The sequence below is a fragment of the Bacillus sp. REN10 genome, assembly GCF_016820555.1.
In the GTDB taxonomy this organism is placed as follows: Bacteria; Bacillota; Bacilli; order Bacillales; family Domibacillaceae; genus Bacillus_CE.
On the sequence record NZ_JADHDW010000002.1, the window covers coordinates 98,560 to 124,058 of the forward strand.

Consider the following 25,499-nt stretch of genomic DNA (forward strand, 5'->3'; position numbering starts at 1 on the left):
AGTGCGATTGGGGTAGCTTTTTCTATAAAAAGATCAATTTGTGTCGAGAAACATTCATGGAGAAACAAGTATAATTTTGTCGGAAAATTTTTGGTGAAATCTTTGGGCAGGTCTTACATAATGAATAAGGGGGGGGGAATAGTTTGTGAACAATTTAAGTATGAACATGAAAGAAGTAGAACTGACAGCAAGATGGTTTACTACGGTAACTGACGACCTGTTAATTTTATTAAATAAAGAAGGACAAATTCAATACATCAATCCTTCCTTTGAGCGAGTGATTCAATATTCTTTATCAGAAATCAAAAATAAAAGTTATTTAGAGTTTGTTCATAGTCAAGATCGTGAACACACGCTTGAACATATAAATTTATTAAAAAAAGATCAATTTATCCCGTTTATCAATCGATGTAGAAGGAAAGATGGTACATACTATCGTCTACATTGGATTATGGCGGCTATTTCAGAAAGCGATTACATTCAAGCTGTGGTACGTCCGATTGAATACAGTAGCAACCAAGAACAAGTTATTTCAGCTCGTGCCTGGTATAACTCTTTTTATGACTATTCAGGGGAAGCAGCCCATATGTTTGATCTCGAAGGCCGAGTGATTGCTGTCAATACAGCGTTTGAAAAGTTATTTGGCTGGACAGCGGAAGAAATGGTGGGGAAAATACTAAAAATCATTCCGCCAGACCGACAATGTGAATTTGATCAAGCGAAAGAAGAAGTAATGAACGGTAGCCTAATTGTTAACTTTCAAACCGTTCGAGTGAAGAAAGACGGCACCACTTTTCCCGTATCAGTGACTTATTCCAAAGTTTGTGATGATGAGGGCAAAATTATTGCTCTTTCTGCGATCATTAAAGATTTAACGGAGCTCGTGAACACGCAAAAAATTGTTGAGCAACAAAGTGAGTTTATGATCGAACAAGAGAATTTACTTCGGAATATTTCTGATAATATTAACGAAGTTATTTGCCTGTATGATATTAATACGGGTAAATATATGTATATTAGTCCTTCTTATGAAAAAGTGTGGGGATTTGATTTACAACAGTTATACAAGGATGTAAATACTGTATTTGATAGTATTTATCCAGAGGATATTGATAAAGCTCGAGCCTTTTTTCTAACGCCTTGTCCCACGGCGAAAGAATTAGAATATCGTATAGTCACTAATAGCGGAGATGTAAAGTGGATACGCACAAAAATGACACCAGTTAAGGATAATTGTGGGAATGTCATTCGGCATCTTAGTATTTCTCAAGATATATCGACAATCAAAGAAACAGAGCAGTTAATCAAGAAATCGGACAAGCTTGGTGTGGTTGGCCAACTGGCGGCTGGAATTGCCCATGAAATCCGCAACCCTTTAACAGCTGTCAAAGGGTTTTTACAATTATTAAGTCAAGAAACAAAAACGAAGTATGCTGATATTATTCTTACTGAATTAGAACGAATTGAATTTATTATGAATGAGTTTTTAATGCTAGCTAAGCCTCATGAGGAAATGAGAATGGAAGAACGAAGCATCATTGATGTGTTAAAAGAAGTGATTACCTTCATGAATCCAGAGGCGATCTTAAATCAAGTAGAAATTATTACGGAATTTACAGATGAGCCGCTGATGGTGATTTGTGAGCAAAAACAGCTAAAGCAAGTATTTATTAATTTAATTAAAAATGCAATAGAAGCGATCCCTTCAGGTGGACAGATTTTCATTCGAACGATCGTAAAGTCGAATGGATTTATTTGTATAGAAGTAGAGGACAATGGAATTGGTGTTTCGGAAGAGAGGGTTCAACGACTGGGAGAACCTTTTTATTCCAGCAAAGAAAAGGGAACAGGACTAGGATTGATGGTTAGCTTTAAAATTATTGAAAATCACAAAGGAACGATTCAAATTTTTAGTGAAGAAGGCAAGGGAACGACAGTGAAAATACTATTGCCGCTAGTGAAATAAAAACAGGCTAAACGATCAATGTTTAGCCTGTTTTTATTTTATTCCCCTCACTTTGAAAGTGTTAGTATGAGTCTGTCGTTTTAACCCATACTAAAAATGTTTCGGAAATTTGTATAAGGGAGTGACCGAGTTGTTGACAGCTGAGAAATTAGCCGCTTTTCAGTCACAATTAATGATAGAGAAACAAGAGCTTGAACATCGACTTCAAGAGCATGGTCATTTTGGTCTAGAAAGAAGCCACCCTCATGATTCTGTAGGGGAGTTGTCAAGTTATGATAATCACCCTGCTGATGAAGGAACAGAATTGTTTGAAAGACAAAAAGACTGGGCATTAAGTGAACACGAACAATATGAGTTAGCCAATATTAATCGTGCGTTACAGGCGATAGAAGAGGGCGCATATGGAACATGCATTGTATGTGGTCAAGACATTCCGATCGAGAGGCTAGAAGCGTTACCATCAACTGTTTATTGTATTGAACATACTCCCGATCGAACCATTTCTCGTCATCGGCCAGTTGAAGAAGAAGTGTTGAGTCCGCCTTTTGGGCAATTTGAATACGATGGTCACCCAAATGAATCCATTATTTATGATGCGGAAGATGCGTGGCAAGATGTAGCTAGCTGGGGTACATCTGAATCACCATCTGACTTTTTGAATGCTCCGACTGACTATAATGATATGTATATCGAATCAGATGAACATGTTGGATATGTAGAAGCATATGAAAACTTTGTTGGAGTAGACATTGAAGGAAAAAATCTAACCATTTACCCGAATAAACAACATAAACAATATGAAGAGGAGCTAGATGAAGAAGGAATAATGACTTCATTTGGAGATTTGCCTCCGTATGAACGAGAACCTTATACGAAAAGAAAAAGGTAAAGTTTGTCTAAAATTTAGTCTTTATTCGCATGAACATTTTATCAATCGACTGCTCAAATCATGATATGATGAGATAAATAAGTCATGGCAGGGGTCGGTTCATATGTATGTGGTGTTGGTGAATCCAAAAGCAGGAAATAATCAGGGTGTTAAGCAATGGAGAAAGTTGGAGCAAGTATTTATAAGCAAAAATATTGCGTATCGAGCCTTTGTCACCTCGTCTGAACAGGAGACTCGCGAGATTGTTTGGGAATGTAAAGAGAAGAAGAGTTTGACGGCTTTTCTTGTCGTGGGTGGAGATGGAACTGTTCATACTGTTATTCAAGACTTAGCAGGAAGCAATATTCCTATTGCTTTGTTGCCAGCAGGATCTGGTAATGATTTAGCGAGAGCCTTAAAGCTCACGAACAATCCAAACAAGCTAGCTGAAGCACTTCTAAAACTGGAAATAAGGGAATTAGATGTACTTCATGTCAATGGGAATTATTGTTTAACCATTGCAGCGGTCGGTATGGATGCAGCAGTTACTGATCATGCTGCCCGCTCGTTTTATAAGCGGTGGCTCAATGTTTTGCGAGTAGGTGCACTTACTTATGTGCTTAGTGCTTTGTTAGTCATTCCTAGGTATAAACCTTTTCATGTAGAGATTCGAATTGATGATGATCAATATATCACCGAAAAAGTGTGGATGGTTGCTTGTGGAAACACTCAAAGTTATGGAGGGGGAATGATGGTTTGTCCGTTTGCCCATCCAATTGACGGAATTATCGATCTTGTATTTTTGCATACAGTCAATCGGCGGACCATTATCGGTAAACTTTTGCCTAAAGTGTACTCGGGTAAGCATATTAATAAAGAGGGTGTCACTTATTTGAAAGGGCGGAATATTCACATTTCAAGTGACCGGCCATTGAAGGTGATTGCAGATGGAGAAATTATCGGGGAAACGCCGGTAGCCATTCGAGTAAAGGAAAAGGCCATTAAATTCATTGTCACATAACGAAAAACTGGAGTGCTATTTGCCGCTCCAGTTTTTCGTTAGCTACCATTTATTAAGCCACTTCGCTTTGCTTCGAGTGGACTTTCTTCATGAATAAGTTGACATCTTTCGGTACTTGGCGATCCAGTTTAGATACGATATAAACTGTTAAGAAGCCAATGGGTACAGTAACAATACCAGGTACTTTAAATTGTAAAGCAGGCGGAAGAGCGGAAGCGAAGAAGATCATAAACATTGAAACCCCAAGTCCGACAAGAAGACCGGCAATAGCTCCTTTTTCCGTCATACCTCTCCACCAAATGCCAAATAGGAAAATGGGTGTAAATGTACTAGCAGCAACGGTAAATGCGAGTGCAACTAAGTGACCGATGGAAGCTTCTTTTACTAATAAGCCTAAGGCGCCGTATAGAACACCAAGAATGGCGATAGACACTTTTCCGGCGATTACACGTTGCTTTTGTGTTAATTCTTTTTTAGAGAAAGAAGCATATAGATCGTGAGCAAGAGCTCCAGAGCTGGCAATAAATAAACCGGAAAGGTTAGAGAAGATCGCGGCAAAGGCACCGGCAATTACGAGTCCGAGCAGCCATTTTCCACCTAAGGCTTCAGCGATAGATGGAACCACCATATTGTCTCCACCTGTAATTAAGTTTTTCATGACTTCTGGGCTTACGTTTCCTTCAATAAATAAGGCTCTTCCTACAACCCCAAGGTAAACGGCAAATAAGAAGAAGACACTAGCAATACCAATCGCCATTAAAGCGGATTTACGAGCAGCTTTAGCGCTTGGATTTGTATAGAAGCGTAATAAAATGTGAGGCAGGCCAATGGTTCCTAAAGATAAACCAATGATGAGTGACACGGTGTGTATGAAGTTAGGTGTAAGGACTCCTGAAGTTGACCAAGCTTGTCCATCTACTGCGACATCTTTTCCGTCTGGCGTAAATTGAGCTGTATTAGCAATAGTCCCGCTAAATTCAGTGATAGCCGCTAAGATTTTTTGGTAATGCAATCCACCGTAAATGGCTGCTCCTACCATAATGACGAAAGCACCGAGACGAATCCATAGTTCTAATGCCTGGTTCAGCGTTGTTCCTTTCATGCCACCGACACCGACATAAAGAATCATAACGGAACAAGTAAAAATAATACCGAATTCATAAGAAGTGCCGAAAAACATACTTAAAATTTGTGCAGCACCGAGCAACTGAGGAGCGGCATAGAAGCCTGAAATCGAAAGGACGACTAGCACGGCTACTAAACGAGCTCGTTTACTGTGGAAACGATAGGCAACAAAGTCAGCTACTGTATAAGCGCCAAATCTTCTTAATGGACCAGCAACGAAAATAGCGAGAAGAGTTAGACCAATGGAAAAGCTAAACGTATAGAAGGCTCCATCATAACCGATAGAAAAAGTTAAACCAGCTAGTCCTAGAAAAGTAGCCGCACTTAAATAGTCTCCAGCGATGGCAGAACCGTTTGTAAACCAGCCGAATGATCGGCCCCCAACGAAGAAATCACTAGCGCTAGAATTCTTTTTTGATAAGTACGTAATATAAATAATTGTACCCATCAAGATAATAGTGAACAAATATTTAGGCTCTAGTAAAGTTTGGATCATGCAGTATTTCCTCCTTTAACTTGATTTCCATTAACGGATTGATCATATTGTGCCAATCGTTTTTCGTAACGCTTCGTATGAATATAAGCAATTAAGAAGGCCATACCCATTCCAACAATCGTTGTTAAAAACCAAGTAACAGACATTCCGCCCCAAAACTCGAAAAAGGCAAGATCTTTCAAAAACCAATTAATGACTGGGATGAAAAAGATAAACGCATAATAAAAAGAAGAAAGTCCTATTCCTGTTCGAAGCTCTGACTTCATAATGGCACTTGTGTCGGAATCTAGGGGGGGTAAGTTGGCTACATCAATCGTTCCATGTGACTGATCCGTCATTTCATATTCTTTTTCCACATATATCTCCTCCTTTTCTCAAATTATATATAAAAATCCATTGAAAACCCTTACAATATAATGTCTGAATATTATAAAAAATTGCTTGTTTTTGTCATTTGAGCAAGTTATGATTAAATAAAGGGGGGAGGGTATGAAGTATAATGTATGTCTTTCTCATGTAAGTCTACCTATTTATTCTATATTAAAAGAGTGGATAGAAGAAAGGTTTAAAGATCGCCTGTCTTTGATAGATCAGGCTTATTCGGATGAACCGATTCATATAAAAATCGTGCAGGTGAGCCACTTATATGATTGGGTCAAGGTAAACCGTTTAAAGAAGCATTACGATTGCTATTACATATTACTGCTTGATGAAGAATGGATCAAAACTTCTCCGTTAGCCATTCGATTGCAAATTCAGTCATTATTATTAAATCCAGTGAAGAAATCAGCTTTTTTTCGTAGCATCAGCGAGGCTATTAAAGTGCTAGACCAGCAAAAAATTGCGTTGATTCAAGTAAAGGGGAAAAAGGTAATCTCCGTACATAAAACAAAAATGAAGCTGAACGAATCATTGGAAAACTATATGTTAAGAAGGCTCTTGCATGAGGATATTCATTCGGAAAATGAGATGATGGAACTATTATCCCTGTTTAATGAAAATGAGTTTCCGAATACAGTTTGTTATGTGCAGGGCTTTACTCATCTCGATGGTCATCCGATTGATGAAGATCGTGCTGTGCAACTTATTTGCTCCAACTTTAAACAAGAATTTAAAGGGATTGTTCCCAGATTATATTTCCTTCCTTTTCGCAAGTCTTTAATTGTGTTATTTCGCCAAACAGATAATATTTGCTGTGTGAAAAACTGGAAAGAAGGACGAGCAACCTTTGAAAAAATCGTCGAACGTCTTTTAAAACAATATCGCATTCAAATATATATTGGTGTTGGATCGCTTTACAATGATCCGCTACTTTTGCATCATTCCTTTAAAGAATCAAAAATTGCTAGGGCGCTTCCGCCATATCATGAAGTGTCATTGCGATATTTTGAGGAAATTACGAAGGAGCCGGATATTAAGAAAAGTACAGATTATATTGAAGATCATTTTTCCGATGAGATGACGGCTAAAGATGTAGCCAATCATGTAAATTTGAGCTATTCTCATTTCATTCGCTTATTTAAGAAGGAAACAGGAAATACATTCTCTGAATATATTACATTTGTTCGTTTAAGAAAAGCTGTTTGGATGTTGAGGCATACAGATAAAACGATCGAAGAAATATCGGACGAGGTAGGCTTTAACACGCCTAATTATTTCAGTTCCACTTTTAAAAAAGTAATCGGAATTACCCCGAGGGAATTCCGATTAACGAAAGAGATTATTTTTGTTTAAAGAAAAATATCAATAAAAATCAGTAATTTTAGAAATTATACTTTTACTAATTTTCCATTTTCCATGCGATATATTTCATCACAAAGCGGCAAGATTGCTTCATCATGTGTGACCATTACTGCTGCTTTATTTTTTTCTTTTGCTTGCTTAGCAATCAAAGTCGCTATGTCCACACTGCGATTGGGATCAAGACTTGCGGTTGGTTCATCGGCCAAAATAATCGCTGGGTCGTTGGCGAAAGCGCGGGCAATTGCCACTCGCTGTTTCTCACCGCCAGATAGTTGATGAGGGTAGTGATTGATCCGTGAAAACAACCCAACGGATGAAAGTAACTCTTCCATATATTCATTTTGCTGTGAGCTTTTCTTATCAGCCATTTGCAGTACAATTTTTAGTTGCTCCTTCACTGTTAAATAAGGAACAAGATTGGAACTTTGAAAGATGTATCCAATATCTGCAAGGCGAGTTTGAGCTTTCTCTTTATCAGTGAAGTGAGTAATGTCTTTGTTATTAATATAAATATGACCGCTGTCAGGACTTAATAATGCACCGGCGATAGATAAAAAGGTACTTTTTCCTGAACCAGATGGACCGATGACAGCAGTGAATTGACCGGCCTTTGCTTGAAATGACAAACCTTTAACAATATCGATGGTAGAGTCGCCATCTTGAAATGATTTTGATATATTTTCTAGTACGAGTGGATATGTCATTATTCTACCCTCCCCATCGCTTCAATTGGATCTGCTTGAACAATATTAAAGCTTGAAATGAGAGATCCAACTAATGCGACTGCTAATAATACTCCAGCTAACATCATTGTATTTTCCGTATCAATGACATAAGGAATTCCTTCTGGCAATAATGTTGCCATGAAAATAGCGAATCCAGCAGCGATGCCAATGCTGATGATTGATAATAGGAACGCTTGTATAATAGTCGTTCCAATTAAAAAGCTATTTCGGGATCCGATTGCTTTTAAAATGCCAAATTGATTCATTTTTTGACCAGTAATAATATAAAAGAACGCAGTTAAAATAAAGACTGTAATCACAAGCAAGAATCCGAGCATCATATACAGCGAGCTTTGTTCCGCTTCAAAACCAGGAATGCTCTTCATTACTTCATCTTTTGGTAGCCATTGTCCATCTTTTACAGGAGTTCCAGTGGCCTGCTCCTTCGTGGTAGCAACTAGGGCATTGTAGTATACTTTGTTGTTTCTTTCCGTTAATGCAGTCCAACTCTTTAAGTTAATAAAAGCGACGGGTGTATGGCTGTACGTTTGCCCGCTTGTAAACCCTGCAATAGTAAAAGTGAGTCCTGATGTTTCTTCATAAAGCTTATCGCCCAGTTTAACTCCTTCTTCTTTTAATGATTCATCAGCTACGATTGATAGAGCATCCACTTTTTTTAATGTTTGTCCTTCGACTACTTTCGGATGTAGCTCACCATCTGCTTGAATACCCATAAAGGTTAAGTCGATCGTTTGATCATGTGCTTTTTCTTTTAGAGAAAACATTTGCACACCGAGAGGCTCAAGACCTTGTTTTGATTGTGCTTGCAGCGCTTCCGTTTCACTAATTTTTGATCGATCTAACCTTTTTTCTGCATCTGTCTTCATGTAAAAGTGGTCTGCATTCATATTCTTTATACTTGAGGCATTATCAAGTGACAGCCCGTTCGCTAATCCGTTGATGATAAAGACAAGGGAAGCGGTAAAGAATAAGATAAATGCAACGAGTAAATATTTTAGTTTAAAAAACTTCATTTCTTTTATAGAGAGTGAGAGCATATTTCTTCACCTTTCTTTCGATTGATCTATGGATATCATACAATTGAAAAATGAACAGAAGATGAACATGAATTTACAATTAAGATTTCGCAAGAGAAAATAAAAACATCCCTGAAATGATGAATCTTCAGGGATGAGTGGCTGTTTTTTGTTTTGGAAGTTCTACAGTGATCTCAGTATCGGCTCCTTTTTCACTTTTAGCATAAATTCGGCCGTGATGCAGGTGTACGATCGTCATAGCGATCGAGAGCCCTAATCCAGTCCCTTCAATTGTTCGGCTTCTAGCCGTGTCTGCCCGATAGAAACGCTCAAAAATCCGAGAAAGATCCGCCTTATCAATGCCGACTCCAGAATTTTTTATTCGTATTTCCACATAATCAGGTTTATCAGTTAAAGAGACCTTTACATAGCCGCCTTCTAGATTATATTTCACGGCATTGGACATGATATTGTCCCAAACGGCATATAGCTGTGCAGGATCACCATAAAAATCAGTAGGAGGGAGCTGATAATCTGCCATGATACCTTTTTCCTCCATCTTCCATTGGTATTGTCTTAACACTTGCTTTAGTTGTTCCGATAAAGAAAAACTTTGTTTTTTCAAAGGCTGTTCTTCCTGTTCTAGTGAAGCGAGAAATAAAATTTGCTTCGTTAGCATCGACAGCCGCAACACTTCTTTATTGATAATATCAGCGTAGTGAAGCTTGTCTTCATCCGACAAATCCGGTTGGGCTAATAAAGCCGTGTATCCTTTAATATTAGAAAGGGGGGATTGAATATCATGAGAGATGTTCGATATTAATTGTTTGCGTAATTCTTCTAATTGCTCCAGCTGATTAGCCATTTGCGTGAAGCTTTGAGCAAGATCACCGATTTCGTCCTTGCGATTAATGTCCAATTGAATATTAAAGTTGCCTTGAGCTAATTCAAAGGTAGCAGAAGTGAGTTTCTTAATTGGGTTTGTTAGTAATTTCACGCTAATTAGGACAAATAAAATACTTAGCAAAATGGTAATAAAAAGCATGGAACCGAACAGAAGATGCATTTCATTAAACAGTAGTTTAATATCTGGACGCATAAATAAGGCGTATGTTTTCCCCTCATACATAAATGGAACACCGATGGTATTCTTTAACTCATTAGCAAAAAAGCCAGTTACAAAAAAGGTATGAGGGAATTGCTGCATTCCGTGAAAGGTGGCCCCATTTAAAACCATTTGTATATCTTCTGTGGCTAAATTTGCTTCTCGAAAGGCTTTTCCGTAAAATTGTTCTTGTTGCCCATCGGTTATGTATACTTGGTAACCGACAGCTGCCAAATGCTCGAAATATGAATCTAATTTCATTTCCGGATGAAGCTTGACATAGTCAACCATTTCTTGTGCGATCATGGTGTTTTTTTGATCATTATATGGTTTCAAGATCATTTGATAATAAATATTTGAGAGCAGAAAAGCAGCGATGCCGCTTAATAACATAATTAAGATGGTTGTGAATGTAACTTTGCCATACAGCGAACGGATCATACTGTTTCCTCCAGCTTGTAACCTACCCCTCGGACTGTAAGAATTTTAAACCCTGGCTGCCTGTTTTTAAATCGTTCCCGCAAGCGTTTAATATGCACATCCACCGTTCGTTCATCGCCGTCAAAATCAAGCCCCCATACGGAATCAATCAGCTGAGCTCTTGAAAACGTCTGACGGGGGGAGGCGGCTAAAAATGAAAGAAGCTCAAACTCTTTTAGCGGCAGTAGCATAGAACTGTCATCGATTTGCACTTCATAGCTTTTCGTATCAATGGTCGTGTTGCCGATTTGAATATTAGACGACTGTTGTTTATTGTAGCGTCTGAGCAATGCGTTGAGTCGAAAGATCAGCTCTTGCGGTTCAAATGGTTTCACAAGATAATCATCTGTTCCAGAGCGAAAGCCGCTTTCCTTATCACTTAAAGCGCTTTTAGCTGTTAGTAAAATAATCGGCAAGTCATAATCACACCGGATTGCCTCTGTTAGTTCAAATCCGTTCATTTCAGGCATCATCACATCGACAATGGCAGCGTCACATTTTTTTTGTTGAAGTATAGTTAACGCGTCTTTCCCATTTTCTGCTTGTACCGTTTGGAAGCCTGCCTCATTTAAATGAATACTTACAAGCCGGCGAACAGCCGGATCATCATCCACAATCAACACAGAAATCATTGGCTTATGCTCCTTTGTTTTTAATCATATGCTAATAAAAAACATAGATAAAAACAACCATTTAAAATGAAGACAGCAACGCCCGTGGGCGTTGCTGTCTTCATTTAATCACTTGAAAGATATGGTGTTTTTTCAAAATGGGTTTTATTTTGAAGAGTACATGTTGAAGAATTTCTCGGCGATAGACGGAGTGGAGCGCTGGAGTAAGATGTAATGTCTTCATAAATAACTCAGTTCGACGATCGATGTAACGATTCATTTGATCTTGATAAAATAATTCTCTTTTTTTAATTTTTTCTTCTACCTCTTTAGAAAGTTGCACAGCAAATTGAGAGACAGAATAATCAAGTGTTCCACAGAATTCAGCTACAGTCATAGCTCATTCCTCCTTCCTCCTAACATTGTAGATTGTTTCTAACTATATCTTAACATAAAATTAACAAAAAATTAACATAAAACTATTTCTTTTTTGTTGTTTTTGTGATAAAAGATCAAAAAAGGTGTATCTATTTTTTCACTTTCATATAGTTAAACAACAAAGGGACCCGAGCGAAAAGTTTGGGTCCCTTTGTTGTTTGATTAACTTTCTTGTTGCATAGCTGGTTCTGTTGCTGGTCGTGAACGTTTTAAGAAAAATGCAAGAATGAGCGCAATGGAAGCGATACCGACTGAAACGAAGAACGAAAAATTAATTCCATGAAGAATCGCTTCATTCATCAATTGTGCTTTCATTTCACTCAATTGAGCGGCGTTTGGTTGCACGGTAGAAGAAAGGTTTTGCATCGCTTCTTCTGATAATCTTTTCGCTTCTACTTCCGTTCTATTTTGCATCAGTGTCACAAGAAAAGCAGATCCGACGGCACCGGATACTTGCTGCAACGTGTTGTTCATGGCAGTTCCGTGCGGATTCATTCTAGCAGGCAATTGATTCAATCCGTTCGTCATGACGGGCATCATCACCATTGACATACCAAACATGCGAAGGGTATAAAGCATCATTAAATAACTATAGGATGTTTCGAGTGTCAGCTTGCTAAACATATATGTCGTTAATATCGTAATAGAAAGACCGGTTACTGCTAATATACGTGCTCCAAACTTATCAAATAATTTACCTGTAATCGGGGACATGATTCCCATTGCAATAGCGCCAGGCAGCATGAGCAATCCTGAGTGAAGCGGAGAAATCCCTCTTAATGTTTGAACATAAATCGGCATGAGTAGCATGGCAGAAAACATCGCCATCGAAATGACAACAGAAATGGCAGAAGACAATGCAAACATTGGATAACGGTAAATTCGGAACTCTAAAAGCGGTTCATCTAAACGGAGCTGGCGCGTAATAAATAAAATAAGCGATAGGACTCCAATGAGAATTGATCCATAGACATGCAGCGAATCCCAACCCTTCTCACCTGCTGAGCTGAATCCGTACAATAAACCGCCAAATCCAATGCTCGATAATACAAGGGATAGAACGTCCAGCTTGATTTGGCGTTGCGGTGTAATATTCTTTAGCTTGAAAAAGGCAAACAGTAAGGTGACGGCTGCGAATGGAAGCACAACGTCAAATAGAGTGCGCCAAGAATAATGTTCAATAATCCAACCGGATAACGTGGGACCAATAGCAGGAGCTGTGATCATCACAAGTCCGAAAATTCCCATAGCGGCTCCGCGTCGTTCAATAGGAAAGCTAACAAGCATCACGTTCATCAGCAACGGCATCATCATCGCGGATCCTGATGCTTGAATCATTCGTGCGACTAACAGCATGTTCAGCGACGGGGCGAGACTGGCCAGAAGTGTTCCGGCTGTAAAAAGAGTCATCGCGAAAATAAATAATTTGCGGTTCGTGAATTTTTGAATGAAAAAGGCGCTGGCAGGGATCAATACCCCGTTGACGAGCATATAGCCTGTCGATAGCCATTGAACAGCGGAGGCGGATGCCTCAAATTCTTTCATAATTGATGGAAGAGCGACGTTTAATAACGTTTCGTTTAATATCGATACGAAAGCGCCGATGAATAAAATAGCGATCATCCCATAAGGCGGTTTCTTGATGGTTGCTTGTGTAGTCAATAGATACCCTCCTATACCGTTCGTATAAAATAGTGTACTTGTGTTATAATAGGTTTTTATCATATACCGGTGTTATAAAAAAATCAATAAAAATATTTTGGTATATTGAAGACCTTAATAGAATGGGCTACGATGAAATTATACAGCTAGTCCAATTTTGCATAGATGAGGTGATCCAATGATAGATCGGAAGCGTCAAGTCATTGATGTGGCACATGCTCTTTTCATTGAAAAAGGTTACGCCGCGACGTCCATTCAAGATATTTTACAGAAAAGTAACATTTCCAAAGGAACCTTTTACAATTATTTTTCATCGAAAAAAGAATTATTAATGACCATATTTGAAATGATTAGAAATGAAACGAATAAACGCCGTTTAGCGATACTTGCAGGAAGATCCACTTCTGATAAGGAAGCATTTATGGAGCAAATCGCTATCAAAATGAAAGTAAATCAGGAGAATAATTTATTTGTGCTTTTTCAAGGGGTATTTGCATCAGAGGATGATGAATTAAAAAAAGTAGTAAAAAATCATCATTATGAAGAAATACAGTGGCTGCAAAAACGGGTGTTGGAATTATACGGAGAGAATATTTTACCGTATTCACTTGATTTAGCCGTCGGATTATTCGGTATGGTGCAAAACTACATCCATTTCTTCCTGACAGTTGACCAAGCAATGAATATTGATAAAATCATTCGCTATTCTATGCAGCGGTTAGAGGCGATTGTTGTCGATGTGCAAGAACAGGAGGATCAATTACTGGAAGTCGATATGCTCAATCATCAGTTTTCACAAACGAGTTTGTTAAAGGCCCACAAAAAGCGGCTGATCATTCAAACAATTAATAGGATGTTAAAACATACAGATGAGGAGCAAAGCGAATTATTGCTGTTTGTACAAAACGAGTTCAGTCAGCATGAGCCCCGGCGAGCAGTCATCCATGCGATTCTGGCAGCAATTTCTAATCATTCAGAACTTCAAAGGTATATTCAAGATTATTTTGAGATCCATTCATAAGCTTGATGTTTAGACGATTATCCAGTGTAATCGTCTATTTTTTTGTCCAATTTTAAATTGTGAGAAAATTGGACAAAAAAACCTTGTCACATTTTGTTTCTTTTTCTATAATTAATGTACTAAATATCGGAATATATATTCCGAATAACGGAACGAGGGTATGAGCGGTGAATAAAACGGTTTTAAAATCAATGGAGATTCTGCAATTATTCTTTGATGAGGAACATCAAACTTTACAGCAAATTGTTGAAAAAACAAATTTACCAAAAACCTCTGCATATCGAATGGCAGAGTCATTATATGAATTGGGTTTCTTACAAAAGAATGATGAAGGCGCTTACAAATTGGGGCTGCTTTTTTTACAGATGGGACATCTTGTGGCGGAACGGTTGGAAATTAGAAAAGTGGCGCTACCGATTATGAAGAAATTAAAACACGCGACAGGGGAAGCTGTTAATTTAATTATTAGAGAAAAAGACGAAGCGGTGTATGTCGAAAAGGTAGATACGACAGAACGAGTGCGAGTGTATACGCAAATTGGCCGGCGTGCTCCTCTATACGCTGGAGCGTGTCCACGGATTTTGCTTGCTTTTTTACCAGATGAGCAAAAAGAGGAATTGATTAACGAAGCGGTCATAGAAAAATATGCAGATGGAACAATTATGGATAAACATGTGCTTCGGCAAATGTTAATAGAAAGTAAGGAGAAGGGCTATTCGATTAGCCATTCCGAATTAGAAAACTATTCATCAGCAATCGCTGCCCCCATTTTTGACTATACAGGAAAAGTGATTGCCGGGCTTAGTGTTGTCGGACCTGAAGCGCGTTTTCAAGATGAAGCTCATATCCAGTCCTTAATTATTCAGTTAAAGCAATCAGCTGAGGAGATTTCTAAAAAGATGGGATGGAAAGGAGAAGGGGAAGATGCAAGAACAAATTATTCCGCTTGGTGATCGAGCGGTCACGATTCGGTTTGGTGAAGAGATTAGTATGGACGTACATCGAAAAGTCCGTGCTTTTACTAAGCATTTAGAAGTAGAGAAGTGGTCGGGAGTAGAAGAATGGGTACCGTCATTTGCTGCCGTTACACTTTATTATGATCCTTTACAAACCACTTTACAGAAATTAAAGGAACTCATTTTAGAAGATATAAAGAAGATGGCTCACGAGGAAGAAAGAGAACCGCGTCTGCTTCATATCCCAGTTTTATATGGAGGAGAAAGCGGTCCGGATCTTCAAGAGGTAGCCGCTTTTCATCAGCTGGACGTGGAGGAAGTGATTCGTCTTCATACGGAACCCGAATATATTGTGTACATGATTGGATTTGCTCCAGGATTCCCTTATATTGGAGGATTATCAAAGCAGCTTTACACTCCAAGAAAAGAAATACCTGACTTGTATATTCCTGCTGGTTCTGTTGCTATTGGAGGTCAGCAAACGGGCGTATACCCTATTCAATCTCCGGGCGGATGGCATGTGATCGGCCGGACGCCTTGGGATTTATTTAATCCGAGACACCAGCCTCCGAGCTTACTTCATGCGGGGGACAAAATTAAGTTTGTTGCGATTGATGAACGCCAATTCAACAAAGAAAGGGGGAATGCACCGTGGCAATGTTGATTACTCGTCCAGGTTTTTTTACGACTGTTCAGGACCGCGGTCGAACGGGAAGTAGACAGTATGGTGTCGTTGTGTCTGGAGCGATGGATGACTTGTCGCTTCGTCTTGGCAACTGGTTAGTTGGCAATGAATGCGGAGCTGGCGCGCTCGAGATGACGATGACAGGAGCTAGCGTTCAATTCGATGATCCTGTCTTTGTCGCTTTTACAGGGGCAGAGGCAACGATTGAATGTCAAGGGAAACCAGTTCCAATGTGGCGACCTGTCTATATACCTGCAGGAAATGAAGTGCACGTGAAGCGGTTTATAGAAGGAAGTAGGGTGTACTTGTCTATCGCTGGGGGAATCGACGTAACGAAAGTATTAGGGAGCCGATCGACTTATGCTCGAGGTCAATTTGGCGGTTTTGAGGGTCGTGCCTTGAAAAAAGGAGACAGTCTTCCAATTGGCCTCCCAAATGAAACTGTCCAAGCTGTGCTTCAGACCATTCCTACAGCCTGTGCTCGTGTATTAGCAACCAACTGGGGAATTTCTTCATCGGTTTATCAATGTTTAAAAAACACTCATTTTCGTTGCATAGAGGGAAGTGAGTATGCTTGTTTTACTGCTGCCTCCCAACAAGATTTCTGGCGGACTCCGTATAAGATGATGCCGGAGTCAGATCGAATGGGGTTTCGTTTTGAGGGCGCTCGCTTAGACATGAGTCAATCAAAGGAAATGATCTCTGAAGCTGTGGCCATTGGCACGGTTCAAGTCCCTTCATCAGGTCAACCGATCATATTAATGGCAGATCGGCAAACGACGGGGGGGTATCCGAAAATAGCGAATGTAACGACTGTTGATATCTCTAGTCTCGCTCAAAAGACTCCCGGAGCTGAGGTGTACTTTGAGCATGTCACACTAGAAGAAGCGCAACAATTATATGTCCAACGAGAACGGGAATTGCAAATGATTCGATCAGCTATTTGGCTGCAATGGAGAAAGGAGAAACATAATGAAAATAGATATTAACTGCGATTTAGGGGAAAGCTTTGGTGCTTATCAAATGGGTGCAGATGAAGAGATTATGCCTTTTATTACGTCTGCCAATATTGCATGTGGCTTTCATGCCGGAGACCCTGTTGTCATGCGCCAAACAGTGAAACTTGCGTTAAATCATGGGGTCGCTATTGGAGCTCATCCAGGATTTCCTGATCTAGTTGGATTTGGGCGCCGACCAATGGATCTTTCTGCTGAAGAAGCTTACACATCCGTTGTATACCAACTAGGTGCTTTATCTGCTTTCGTTCAGGCAGAAGGCGGAAAACTTCATCACGTAAAGCCGCACGGAGCTCTGTATAATATGGCGGCAAAAGACAAGCAGCTTGCAGAAGCTATTGTTCAAGCTATTGTGGATTTTGATTCCTCACTTATATTATACGGATTGTCTGGAAGTAAATTAATTACAGCGGGTAAAGCGGCTGGATTAAAGGTAGCTGAAGAAGTATTTGTTGATCGTACATATCAAGCAGATGGCTCGTTAACGAGCAGACGAGAGCCGAAAGCCTTTATTGCTACGGACAAAGAAGCTATTCAGCAAGCTATTCGTATGGTGAAGGAGGGAACTGTGCAAGCAGTTACCGGAGAAGTGGTGTCTATTTCAGCAGATACGATTTGTATTCATGGGGATGGTCCTCATGCCCTCTCTTTTGCCCGCTATATTCGTCAAGAGCTTGAACATCAAGGAATCATCATCCAAACGATTGAATAGAAGGGAGAAACAATATGAATTCAAACAAAAAAGAAAATACATTAAATTGGAGTGTTTTGCTTGGTGCCGCATTTTTAATGGCAACATCAGCCATTGGCCCGGGCTTTTTAACACAAACAACCGTTTTTACGCAGCAATTAGCTGCCAGTTTTGGCTTTGTTATTTTAATTTCTATTATTTTGGATATCGGTGCTCAAACAAATATTTGGCGAATTTTAACGGTTTCCGAAAAGCGTGCTCAAGAGGTGGCAAACTTAGTTTTTCCTGGACTTGGTTATGTGATTGCGGTCCTCATTGTTCTTGGAGGTATTGCTTTTAATATTGGAAACGTTGGTGGAGCCGGGCTTGGAGCGAACGTTATTTTCGGAGTTTCTCCTGTCACAGGAGCCATTATTAGCGCAGCGATTGCCGTAGGGATTTTCCTTGTAAAAGAAGCTGGCATTTTAATGGATAAATTTACACAAGTGATGGGGTTTGTTATGATTGCCCTTACTGTGTATGTTGTGTTTAAAGCAGATCCGCCAGCTACAGAGGCAGTAATTCGAACGTTTGCTCCAGAAAAAGTCGATTTCTTAGCTATTGTGACATTAGTCGGCGGTACCGTTGGTGGTTATATTACGTTTGCTGGTGGTCACCGTTTGTTAGATGCAGGAGTGAAGGGAATAGAGGCGATTCCTCAAGTAACGAAAAGCTCTGTTTCAGCCATTGGGATTGCCTCTATTATGAGAATTTTTCTATTTCTTGCGGCCTTAGGTGTGGTTACTCAAGGGTTTATCTTAGATGAAGCAAATCCGCCGGCATCGGTATTCCAATATGCTGCTGGTGACATTGGCTATAAACTATTTGGTGTAGTCATGTGGGCAGCAGCGATTACATCTGTGATTGGTGCTGCTTATACATCTGTTTCATTTATTCGTACTTTTCATCCGTGGCTGGAGCGTCATCATAAAGCAATTATTGTTGTATTTATCATTGTTTCTACCACGATCTTTACAACTATCGGTAAACCAGTTAAAATGCTCATTCTTGCTGGTGCGTTAAATGGATTAATTTTACCGATTGCTTTAGGAGTGATGTTAATTGCAGCACATAAGCGATCAATTGTCGGCTCGTACCGCCATCCACTGTGGATGACTGTGTTTGGGGTTGTCGTCGTTCTGTTAATGGCAGGTATGGGCGGTTTTACGTTATTTAATGAACTACCTAAATTATTTGCTTCTTAAATGAAAAGCTCTGCTAAAGCGTGATATAAAAAAGGTCGATCATTGCCCATTGAAATAGGCAGATCGACCTTTTTTTATAAAATGATTTCAGCAGGCTTTACTTGAATAGCTGATAACTGGTAGGTTTTGTGGCGTAGGGAGTCAACATTGATATGTTGGCGCGCGACACCGGAGTGAATAGCAGCGGCGGCAACAGCGGCGGCTACTTCTGGTGCGACTCGGGCATCAAATGCTGAAGGGATGATATAATCATCTGCAAGTTCATGGTCTGCTACGAGGGAAGCGATGGCGTGAGCAGCGGCAATTTTCATTTCTTCATTAATGTCTGTTGCTCGAGTATCGAGTGCTCCACGGAATACGCCTGGGAAAGCGAGAACATTATTGACTTGGTTAGGAAAATCTGAACGCCCTGTGCCAATGATTTTCACTCCGGCAGCTTTGGCATCGATCGGATCGATTTCGGGATTAGGATTAGCCATGGCAAAAACGATTGGATTCTGTGCCATCGTACGAACCATAGTTTGTGTTAAGGCTCCAGCAGCAGAAACTCCGATAAAGACGTCACTATTAATGATCACTTCTTCAAGCGACCCCTCTATGCGATGCGGATTGGTGAATGTTGCGATTTCTTCTTTAACAGGGTTCATTCCATGAGGTCTTCCTTCGTAAATCGCTCCTTTTGAATCACACATAATGATTTCCTTCACGCCAAAGCTGTATAACAATTTCGTAATAGCAATTCCTGCCGCACCTGCGCCATTAATAATAACTTTAATATCATTAAATGTTTTATGAACGAGCTTTAATGAGTTAATTAAGCCAGCTAATGTCACGATAGCCGTTCCGTGCTGATCATCATGAAATACAGGAATATCCATTTCTTCTTTTAATCTTTCTTCGATCAAAAAACAATTGGGAGCTTTAATATCTTCTAAGTTGACACCTCCAAAGGAAGATTGCAATAATTTGACCGTCTTGATTACCTCTTCAGGATCTTTTGTGTCAATGCAAATAGGGAAAGCATCAACGCCCGCAAAGTTTTTAAATAAAATTGCTTTTCCTTCCATAACAGGCAATGAGGCATCTGCCCCAATATCACCAAGACCTAACACAGCTGTACCATCTGAAACCACAGCCACCGTATTTGCTTTCATCGTATATTCATAGATCTTTTCAGGGTTAGAATGAATTTCTAAACATGGCTCTGCTACTCCGGGAGAATACACAAGGCTTAAATCTTTGAGGCTCCTCACATTCAATTTTGCCGACGTTTCTAGTTTCCCTTGGTGATGTCGATGAATTTCTAAAGCATCTTCTCTCAAATTCTGCATACTTTACCCTCTCCTTTTTATTTTTTAGGCTTTCTAAAACAGTTATGAACAAATGCTTTCAAAAGCCTGTGCGATAAGTTAATGTTTTTTATTGTATAACAGCCTAAAAGGATAATCAACTAAATTTTCAGAAAATTAACAAAAGAATACAAATTGTTTGTGGGTAGTTAGCTGTCGTTTTAACATCGATTGAGCTAGAAAAATGAAAATTAAAAAAAGTCTTGCTATTCAAAGATTGATCCTGTACATTAATAAAAAACAAAAAACTTTAGTAGCGAGAAAATTGAATAAGTTCTTATCAAGAGAAGTGGAGGGACTGGCCCGATGATACTTCAGCAACCGGCTATTTATAAGTCAAGGTGCTAAATCCAGCGGATGAATGATCCGAAAGATGAGGAGAAGTAATGAAAAAAGCCTTCTTCTTCAGAAGGCTTTTATTTTTTTATACACATAGCTATAAGTAGGAGATGATGAAATGGGAAATAAACATATCGAAACAATTCTGGCTCAAGTTGGAAATAGAAGTGAGGAACAGACAGGAACAGTGAACCCACCCGTATACTTTTCGACGGCCTACCGTCATGAAGGGGTTGGCTGTTCAACTGGATTTGATTATGTTCGTACCGGAAATCCGACTAGACATATCGTAGAACAAGCCATAGCGGATTTAGAGGGAGGAGATGCCGGATTTGCTTTTTCATCGGGCATGGCGGCCATTCACACACTTTTGTCATTGACGGAGCCTGGAGATGAATGGCTTGTATCTGCGGATCTTTACGGAGGTACTTATCGATTGTTTGAGAAAATATGGAGAAAGCATAATGTTTCATTTGCTTACGACAGCTTTCAAGATCTGTCCAAAACGAAACAGAAGTTGTCGCCAAACACAAAATTCATCTTTATCGAAACACCAACCAATCCTCTTTTGCAAGAAGTGAATATAAAAGAGCTTGCTGCTTTTACGAAGCAATTTGGCTTGCTGCTGATTGTTGATAATACGTTTTATACGCCATGGCTGCAACGGCCTCTTTTAGATGGAGCAGATATTGTCATTCATAGTGCAACGAAATATTTAGGCGGACATAATGATGTGCTCGCAGGGGCAGTAGTGGTGAAGGGTGAGGAGTTAGCAGCGAAAATAGCGGAAGCCCAAAATACGGTTGGAGCGGTTTTATCTCCTTTTGATTCTTGGTTGTTAATTCGCGGGTTGAAAACGCTCGCGCTTCGAATGAAACAACATGAGGAGAATGCTAAACATATAGCTGAATTTCTTCGATGTTGTCCAGAAGTAACGGATGTGTTTTATCCAGGGCGCGGCGGCATGTTGTCATTTCGAATTTCATCAGAGAACTGGATCAATCCATTTCTAAAAAATTTGCAATTGATTACTTTTGCTGAAAGTTTAGGTGGAGTGGAAAGTTTTATTACATATCCGGCTACGCAGACTCATATGGATATGCCGAAAAAAATTCGGTTCGAGCGAGGGGTTTGCAATCGTCTGCTTCGATTTTCGGTTGGGATTGAGCATACAGAGGACTTACTAGCTGACTTAAAACAGGCATTTAACAAAATGAAAGAGGAGTGATTATGGTGAGAAAAACGTATTCTTTTCAAACAAAATTACTGCATAATCGTCATAAATTCGATAAAGACACGGGGGCAGTGAGTGTTCCTTTATATCATGCCTCCACTTTTCATCAAACAGATTTTGACCAATTTGGCGAATTTGATTATAGTCGTTCAGGCAATCCCACAAGAAAAGCATTGGAAGAAGCAATTGCTGAATTAGAGGGCGGAACGAGAGGGTTTGCTTTTTCATCGGGCATGGCAGCGATTTCCACCGCTTTTTTACTGCTTTCAAAGGGTGATCACGTCTTAATTACAGAAGATGTGTATGGAGGCACATATCGAATGGTGACGACTGTGTTAAAACGCTTTGGCATTGACTATACGTTTGTGGATATGAGCAATTTGCATGAAGTAGCTTCTAGTATAAAGGAAAACACACGAGTTATTTATATAGAAACGCCATCTAACCCTTTATTAAAGATTACTGATATTCGCGGAATTGTCAAACTAGCGAAAGCGCATCAATGTTTAACTTTTGTCGATAACACCTTTTTAACACCTGTCTTGCAGCAGCCTTTGCAGTTAGGGGTAGACCTTGTAATCCATAGTGCTACCAAGTTTCTGTCGGGGCACAGTGATGTACTAGCAGGACTAGCGGTAACAAAAGATGAAGAGTTAGGCAATCGGTTATATCAACTTCAAAATACATTTGGTGCTGTACTAAGTGCTCATGATTGCTGGTTTGTTTTAAGAGGACTGAAAACTCTTCATGTACGTTTAGAACAGTCTTCTAAAACAGCAAAGGAATTAGCTCATTATTTACAAAAGCATGAACTAGTTGAAAAAGTTTATTATCCTGGGTTAACGGATCATCCAGGATATGAGGTGCATTCGTATCAAGCAAGCGGACCAGGAGCGGTCCTTTCATTTGAGCTAAAAAATGAAGAGGCAGTTAGGCAGTTTGTGCAGCATATTAATATTCCGGTATTTGCTGTTAGCCTCGGAGCGGTCGAATCGATTCTTTCTTATCCGGCGAAGATGTCTCACGCGGCAATGCTTAAAGAGGAAAGAGTGAAACGGGGAATTACAGACGGATTATTGAGGTTTTCTGTTGGCTTGGAATCTGCAACAGACTTAATTGATGACTGCTGTCAAGCTTTGAAGCAAGGAAGAGCGATAAGTGTATACAAATAAAATGGATAGGAAGAGTCTGCTCTACATTCGATTGTCTATGTAAGCAGACCCTCACCGTTTTTATGAAATATGCTTCATTCGTCTTAACAAGAAGCTTGCGATAAACACTAAAATTAATGATCCAATTAAAGCTGGAATAATCGCAATTCCGGCGATTCTTGGGCCCATATCTCCAAGCAACATGCCACCGATCCAGGCTCCTACAATCCCAGCAATTATATTGCCTATAATGCCACCTGGAATATCTTTACCGATAATCGCTCCAGCGAGCCAGCCAATCAGTCCTCCGACAATTAAATACATAATGAATCCCATTTTGATTTCCTCCTCTTTTCATCAGTGGGGATGAAAAAAATCCCCACTGATTGAAGTTTCACTTTATGTATTCCCTTATTTGTTTATATCAATCGTCAATTACTGACAAAAATTTGATTAAAATAGGTGTAAAAAATACCTGAAAGGGAAACAGCTTCACTTTTATTGTCAACTGAAAGGGGAGGAAATATAATAAAAGCCGTCCGCATATTTTTTAATGATTGGCGGACGGCGAATGAACGCGTTATGAAATTCTATTTTCTACTTCTTGGCAAACTTCCTCTGCACTCATCCCGCTTGCTTCAATAATAGATGATTTCGTTAGTGTTTCTTGCATACCCATTACGTTTGAATCTAATCCGGTGATCACACAACAATCACACTGTTTGAAATCAGATTCATTGCGTAAATCCACGACTTGATGACCTTTTTCCTGCAAAGCTTGTTTGACATTTTGCAGAGCTAGTTCAACACCGATTTTGGCCAATGATAACACCTCCTGATGATATCATTGGCCAAAAGGGCAAATATTATGCTTGATTCATGCTCATTAAATAAGCATCCCAGCGATCGCAGCGCTTAATAAGGAAGCAAGTGCACCAGCAAGAACCGCTTTCAGTCCTAAGCGGGCAATATCTGATCGACGGCTTGGCGCTAAATTACCAAGCCCTCCAAGCAAGATCGCCATTGATGAAATGTTAGCAAATCCGCAAAGAGCAAAGCTTAAAATCGCTACTGTTTTTTCAGATAAGTTTGGAATTTCAGGAGCAAAGTTGGAATAAGCAACAAATTCATTAATCACAATTTTTTGGCCGATATAATTTCCTGCTTGAATTGCTTCTTCCCACGGAACACCGATGGCAAAAGCAAGCGGTGCAAAGATATAGCCCAACAGGAGCTCAAGTGATAAATGTTCTAATCCTACTGCATTTCCGATGACGCCTAATAAACCATTGAGCATTGCGACTAATGCAATGAAAGCAAGCAGCATTGCACCGATGTTCAAAGCAAGCTGTAAGCCGACCGCAGCTCCTCTAGCTGCAGCGTCGATGACGTTTGTGGAATCAGAATCCACTTCCATTTCGAATTCTTTCGGTTCAGGGTCAGTGTTCGTTTCAGGAACAAATAACTTAGCCATGATTAGTCCTGCAGGTGCTGCCATGAAACTGGCAGCTAATAAATATTCGAGCGGCACTCCAAGAAGGGAATAACCGACAAGAACAGAGCCAGCGACAGAAGCTAATCCACCTGTCATAACGGCAAATAACTCCGATTCCGTCATTTTATTAATATAAGGCTTGATCACAAGAGGTGCCTCTGTTTGTCCAACGAAAATATTAGCTGCTGCTGAGATTGATTCTGCTTTTCTTGTACCAAGTACTTTAGCAAGTGCCCCTCCAATAAATTTAATGAACACTTGCATAATCCCTAAATAATATAGAACGGAAATTAAAGAAGAGAAGAAAATGACGACTGGTAGCACATTTAAAGCGAAGACAAAGGTGATGTTTGATTCCTTTGTATATAATCCACCAAATAAAAAGTCAATACCTGTTCTTGAATAGTCAATAATAGCATTGACTAGCATCGTGAAGTCTTGCATTCTCGCTTGACCCCAGTCCCATTTTAAAACAATGAAAGCGAACAAAAGCTGAATAGCAAGTCCGCCAAGCACCGTCCGCCATTTAATCATTTTTCTGTTTGTTGAAAAGATATAGCCTATTCCAAGGACAATGATGATCCCCAATAAACCCCAAATATAAGTCAATTGACTCACCTCTCTGTATTTCTTTGTTGTACGCGCCGTTGTATAGTTTATAATGGGATTAACAGATATACAATAATAAAGTAGTCCATTTTTAAGAGAAAATTTTAACAGGGAATATGGGACTCTATTATTAATTAATTGTCTTAGATGAAGGAGCATAAACATGAAAATCAGAAAAACATTGTTGCACGAAAAAGAAATAAAAGTATATATATATGAGAACAAAAAAGAAGAAACCTTTGTTGTGGCGGTGCCTACACAAGAGTGGTCGATTTCCTTTACGTATGAAGAAAATGGGGAGCATTTTGTCAATAAACTGTTTTCTTCATTAATGAACACAGGATTAGATCAGGAATCTGCTGAAGGATTAGCTCATCGAATTTATCAATGGACGTGTGAAATGTAATAGACATTCACATTATTTTTCGCTAT

Annotated in this window: 25 protein-coding genes and 1 riboswitch; of the genes, 13 read left to right on the forward strand and 12 right to left on the reverse strand. The window is 39.5% G+C overall.

The genetic code is table 11. The features are described 5' to 3' along the window. The first annotated feature begins 145 nt into the window (after positions 1–145). The 3 genes from IRB43_RS03765 (at position 146) to IRB43_RS03775 (ending at position 3,855) form a co-directional block, all read left to right on the forward strand. Positions 146–1,966, forward strand: a complete 1,821-nt coding sequence (locus IRB43_RS03765; protein WP_203362111.1) for a PAS domain S-box protein — start codon at positions 146–148, stop codon at positions 1,964–1,966. Between the two features lie 130 nt (positions 1,967–2,096). After that, complete coding sequence (locus tag IRB43_RS03770) at positions 2,097–2,855, forward strand: yteA family sporulation protein (RefSeq protein WP_203362112.1); 759 nt, start codon at positions 2,097–2,099, stop codon at positions 2,853–2,855. A gap of 103 nt (positions 2,856–2,958) precedes the next feature. Then, the gene (locus IRB43_RS03775) at positions 2,959–3,855 is read left to right on the forward strand and encodes a diacylglycerol/lipid kinase family protein (RefSeq protein WP_203362113.1); all 897 of its coding nucleotides are present in this window, start codon (positions 2,959–2,961) and stop codon (positions 3,853–3,855) included. Between the two features lie 52 nt (positions 3,856–3,907). On the opposite strand, the gene IRB43_RS03780 is transcribed toward IRB43_RS03775, so the two are convergent. Both IRB43_RS03780 and IRB43_RS03785 read right to left on the reverse strand, forming a co-directional pair. After that, a complete protein-coding gene (locus IRB43_RS03780; RefSeq protein ID WP_203362114.1) occupies positions 3,908–5,476 on the reverse strand; it encodes a sodium/solute symporter in 1,569 nt (522 codons plus the stop codon). Continuing rightward, on the reverse strand, positions 5,473–5,832 hold the full coding sequence (locus IRB43_RS03785; protein WP_343070796.1) for a hypothetical protein: 360 nt from the start codon (positions 5,830–5,832) through the stop codon (positions 5,473–5,475). The genes IRB43_RS03780 and IRB43_RS03785 overlap by 4 nt, the downstream gene beginning before the upstream one ends. A gap of 133 nt (positions 5,833–5,965) precedes the next feature. On the opposite strand from IRB43_RS03785, the gene IRB43_RS03790 reads away from it, so the two are divergent. After that, positions 5,966–7,210 carry an AraC family transcriptional regulator gene (locus IRB43_RS03790; protein ID WP_203362115.1) on the forward strand — a complete coding sequence of 415 codons (1,245 nt, stop codon included), beginning with the start codon at positions 5,966–5,968 and terminating at the stop codon, positions 7,208–7,210. Between the two features lie 35 nt (positions 7,211–7,245). On the opposite strand, the gene IRB43_RS03795 is transcribed toward IRB43_RS03790, so the two are convergent. From IRB43_RS03795 to IRB43_RS03820, 6 genes are all read right to left on the reverse strand, one after another. Continuing rightward, the gene (locus IRB43_RS03795) at positions 7,246–7,923 is read right to left on the reverse strand and encodes an ABC transporter ATP-binding protein (protein ID WP_203362116.1); all 678 of its coding nucleotides are present in this window, start codon (positions 7,921–7,923) and stop codon (positions 7,246–7,248) included. Beyond that, on the reverse strand, positions 7,923–9,002 hold the full coding sequence (locus IRB43_RS03800; RefSeq protein WP_203362117.1) for an ABC transporter permease: 1,080 nt from the start codon (positions 9,000–9,002) through the stop codon (positions 7,923–7,925). The genes IRB43_RS03795 and IRB43_RS03800 overlap by 1 nt, the downstream gene beginning before the upstream one ends. Positions 9,003–9,129: 127 nt before the next feature. Further along, the gene (locus IRB43_RS03805; protein WP_238941796.1) at positions 9,130–10,527 is read right to left on the reverse strand and encodes a sensor histidine kinase; all 1,398 of its coding nucleotides are present in this window, start codon (positions 10,525–10,527) and stop codon (positions 9,130–9,132) included. Next, positions 10,524–11,198, reverse strand: coding sequence for a response regulator transcription factor (locus tag IRB43_RS03810; RefSeq protein WP_203362118.1), 675 nt, complete (start codon positions 11,196–11,198; stop codon positions 10,524–10,526). Before IRB43_RS03810 ends, IRB43_RS03805 begins: the two co-directional genes overlap by 4 nt. Positions 11,199–11,298: 100 nt before the next feature. Next, positions 11,299–11,574 carry a hypothetical protein gene (locus IRB43_RS03815; protein WP_203362119.1) on the reverse strand — a complete coding sequence of 92 codons (276 nt, stop codon included), beginning with the start codon at positions 11,572–11,574 and terminating at the stop codon, positions 11,299–11,301. Positions 11,575–11,777: 203 nt separating this feature from the next. Beyond that, positions 11,778–13,238: a DHA2 family efflux MFS transporter permease subunit gene (locus IRB43_RS03820; RefSeq protein ID WP_238941819.1), complete on the reverse strand. Its 1,461-nt coding sequence runs from the start codon at positions 13,236–13,238 to the stop codon at positions 11,778–11,780. A gap of 217 nt (positions 13,239–13,455) precedes the next feature. Here IRB43_RS03820 and IRB43_RS03825 point away from each other — a divergent pair, with 217 nt between their 5' ends. From IRB43_RS03825 to IRB43_RS03850, 6 genes are all read left to right on the forward strand, one after another. After that, positions 13,456–14,298, forward strand: coding sequence for a TetR/AcrR family transcriptional regulator (locus tag IRB43_RS03825; protein ID WP_203362121.1), 843 nt, complete (start codon positions 13,456–13,458; stop codon positions 14,296–14,298). A gap of 167 nt (positions 14,299–14,465) precedes the next feature. Next, positions 14,466–15,251 (forward strand): IclR family transcriptional regulator domain-containing protein, encoded by a 786-nt coding sequence (locus IRB43_RS03830; protein WP_203362122.1) that lies wholly within the window; start codon positions 14,466–14,468, stop codon positions 15,249–15,251. Continuing rightward, a complete protein-coding gene (gene pxpB, locus IRB43_RS03835) occupies positions 15,223–15,918 on the forward strand; it encodes a 5-oxoprolinase subunit PxpB (protein WP_203362123.1) in 696 nt (231 codons plus the stop codon). Before IRB43_RS03830 ends, pxpB begins: the two co-directional genes overlap by 29 nt. Next, entirely contained in the window at positions 15,912–16,928 is a 1,017-nt protein-coding gene (locus IRB43_RS03840) for a 5-oxoprolinase subunit C family protein (protein ID WP_238941821.1), read from the forward strand. The genes pxpB and IRB43_RS03840 overlap by 7 nt, the downstream gene beginning before the upstream one ends. After that, positions 16,909–17,667 (forward strand): 5-oxoprolinase subunit PxpA, encoded by a 759-nt coding sequence (gene pxpA / locus IRB43_RS03845; RefSeq protein WP_203362445.1) that lies wholly within the window; start codon positions 16,909–16,911, stop codon positions 17,665–17,667. Before IRB43_RS03840 ends, pxpA begins: the two co-directional genes overlap by 20 nt. A 14-nt stretch (positions 17,668–17,681) precedes the next feature. Next, entirely contained in the window at positions 17,682–18,890 is a 1,209-nt protein-coding gene (locus IRB43_RS03850; protein WP_203362125.1) for an NRAMP family divalent metal transporter, read from the forward strand. Between the two features lie 74 nt (positions 18,891–18,964). Here IRB43_RS03850 and IRB43_RS03855 read toward each other — a convergent pair whose 3' ends face one another. Continuing rightward, positions 18,965–20,221, reverse strand: coding sequence for an NAD(P)-dependent malic enzyme (locus IRB43_RS03855; protein ID WP_203362126.1), 1,257 nt, complete (start codon positions 20,219–20,221; stop codon positions 18,965–18,967). Positions 20,222–20,513: 292 nt separating this feature from the next. Then, positions 20,514–20,619: riboswitch (SAM riboswitch) on the forward strand. 77 nt (positions 20,620–20,696) lie between these two features. Here IRB43_RS03855 and IRB43_RS03860 point away from each other — a divergent pair. Both IRB43_RS03860 and metC read left to right on the forward strand, forming a co-directional pair. Next, positions 20,697–21,806, forward strand: a complete 1,110-nt coding sequence (locus tag IRB43_RS03860) for a methionine biosynthesis PLP-dependent protein (RefSeq protein WP_203362127.1) — start codon at positions 20,697–20,699, stop codon at positions 21,804–21,806. Positions 21,807–21,808: 2 nt separating this feature from the next. Continuing rightward, complete coding sequence (gene metC, locus IRB43_RS03865) at positions 21,809–22,984, forward strand: cystathionine beta-lyase (RefSeq protein WP_203362128.1); 1,176 nt, start codon at positions 21,809–21,811, stop codon at positions 22,982–22,984. Between the two features lie 60 nt (positions 22,985–23,044). On the opposite strand, the gene IRB43_RS03870 is transcribed toward metC, so the two are convergent. The 3 genes from IRB43_RS03870 to IRB43_RS03880 all read right to left on the reverse strand — a co-directional run bounded on the left by IRB43_RS03870 (position 23,045) and on the right by IRB43_RS03880 (position 25,067). Further along, the gene (locus tag IRB43_RS03870) at positions 23,045–23,299 is read right to left on the reverse strand and encodes a GlsB/YeaQ/YmgE family stress response membrane protein (protein ID WP_203362129.1); all 255 of its coding nucleotides are present in this window, start codon (positions 23,297–23,299) and stop codon (positions 23,045–23,047) included. A gap of 244 nt (positions 23,300–23,543) precedes the next feature. Continuing rightward, positions 23,544–23,786 carry a YkuS family protein gene (locus IRB43_RS03875; protein WP_203362130.1) on the reverse strand — a complete coding sequence of 81 codons (243 nt, stop codon included), beginning with the start codon at positions 23,784–23,786 and terminating at the stop codon, positions 23,544–23,546. Between the two features lie 63 nt (positions 23,787–23,849). Beyond that, a complete protein-coding gene (locus IRB43_RS03880) occupies positions 23,850–25,067 on the reverse strand; it encodes a NupC/NupG family nucleoside CNT transporter (protein ID WP_203362131.1) in 1,218 nt (405 codons plus the stop codon). A gap of 163 nt (positions 25,068–25,230) precedes the next feature. Here IRB43_RS03880 and IRB43_RS03885 point away from each other — a divergent pair, with 163 nt between their 5' ends. Continuing rightward, on the forward strand, positions 25,231–25,473 hold the full coding sequence (locus IRB43_RS03885) for a YueH family protein (protein WP_203362132.1): 243 nt from the start codon (positions 25,231–25,233) through the stop codon (positions 25,471–25,473). Positions 25,474–25,499: the final 26 nt, after the last annotated feature.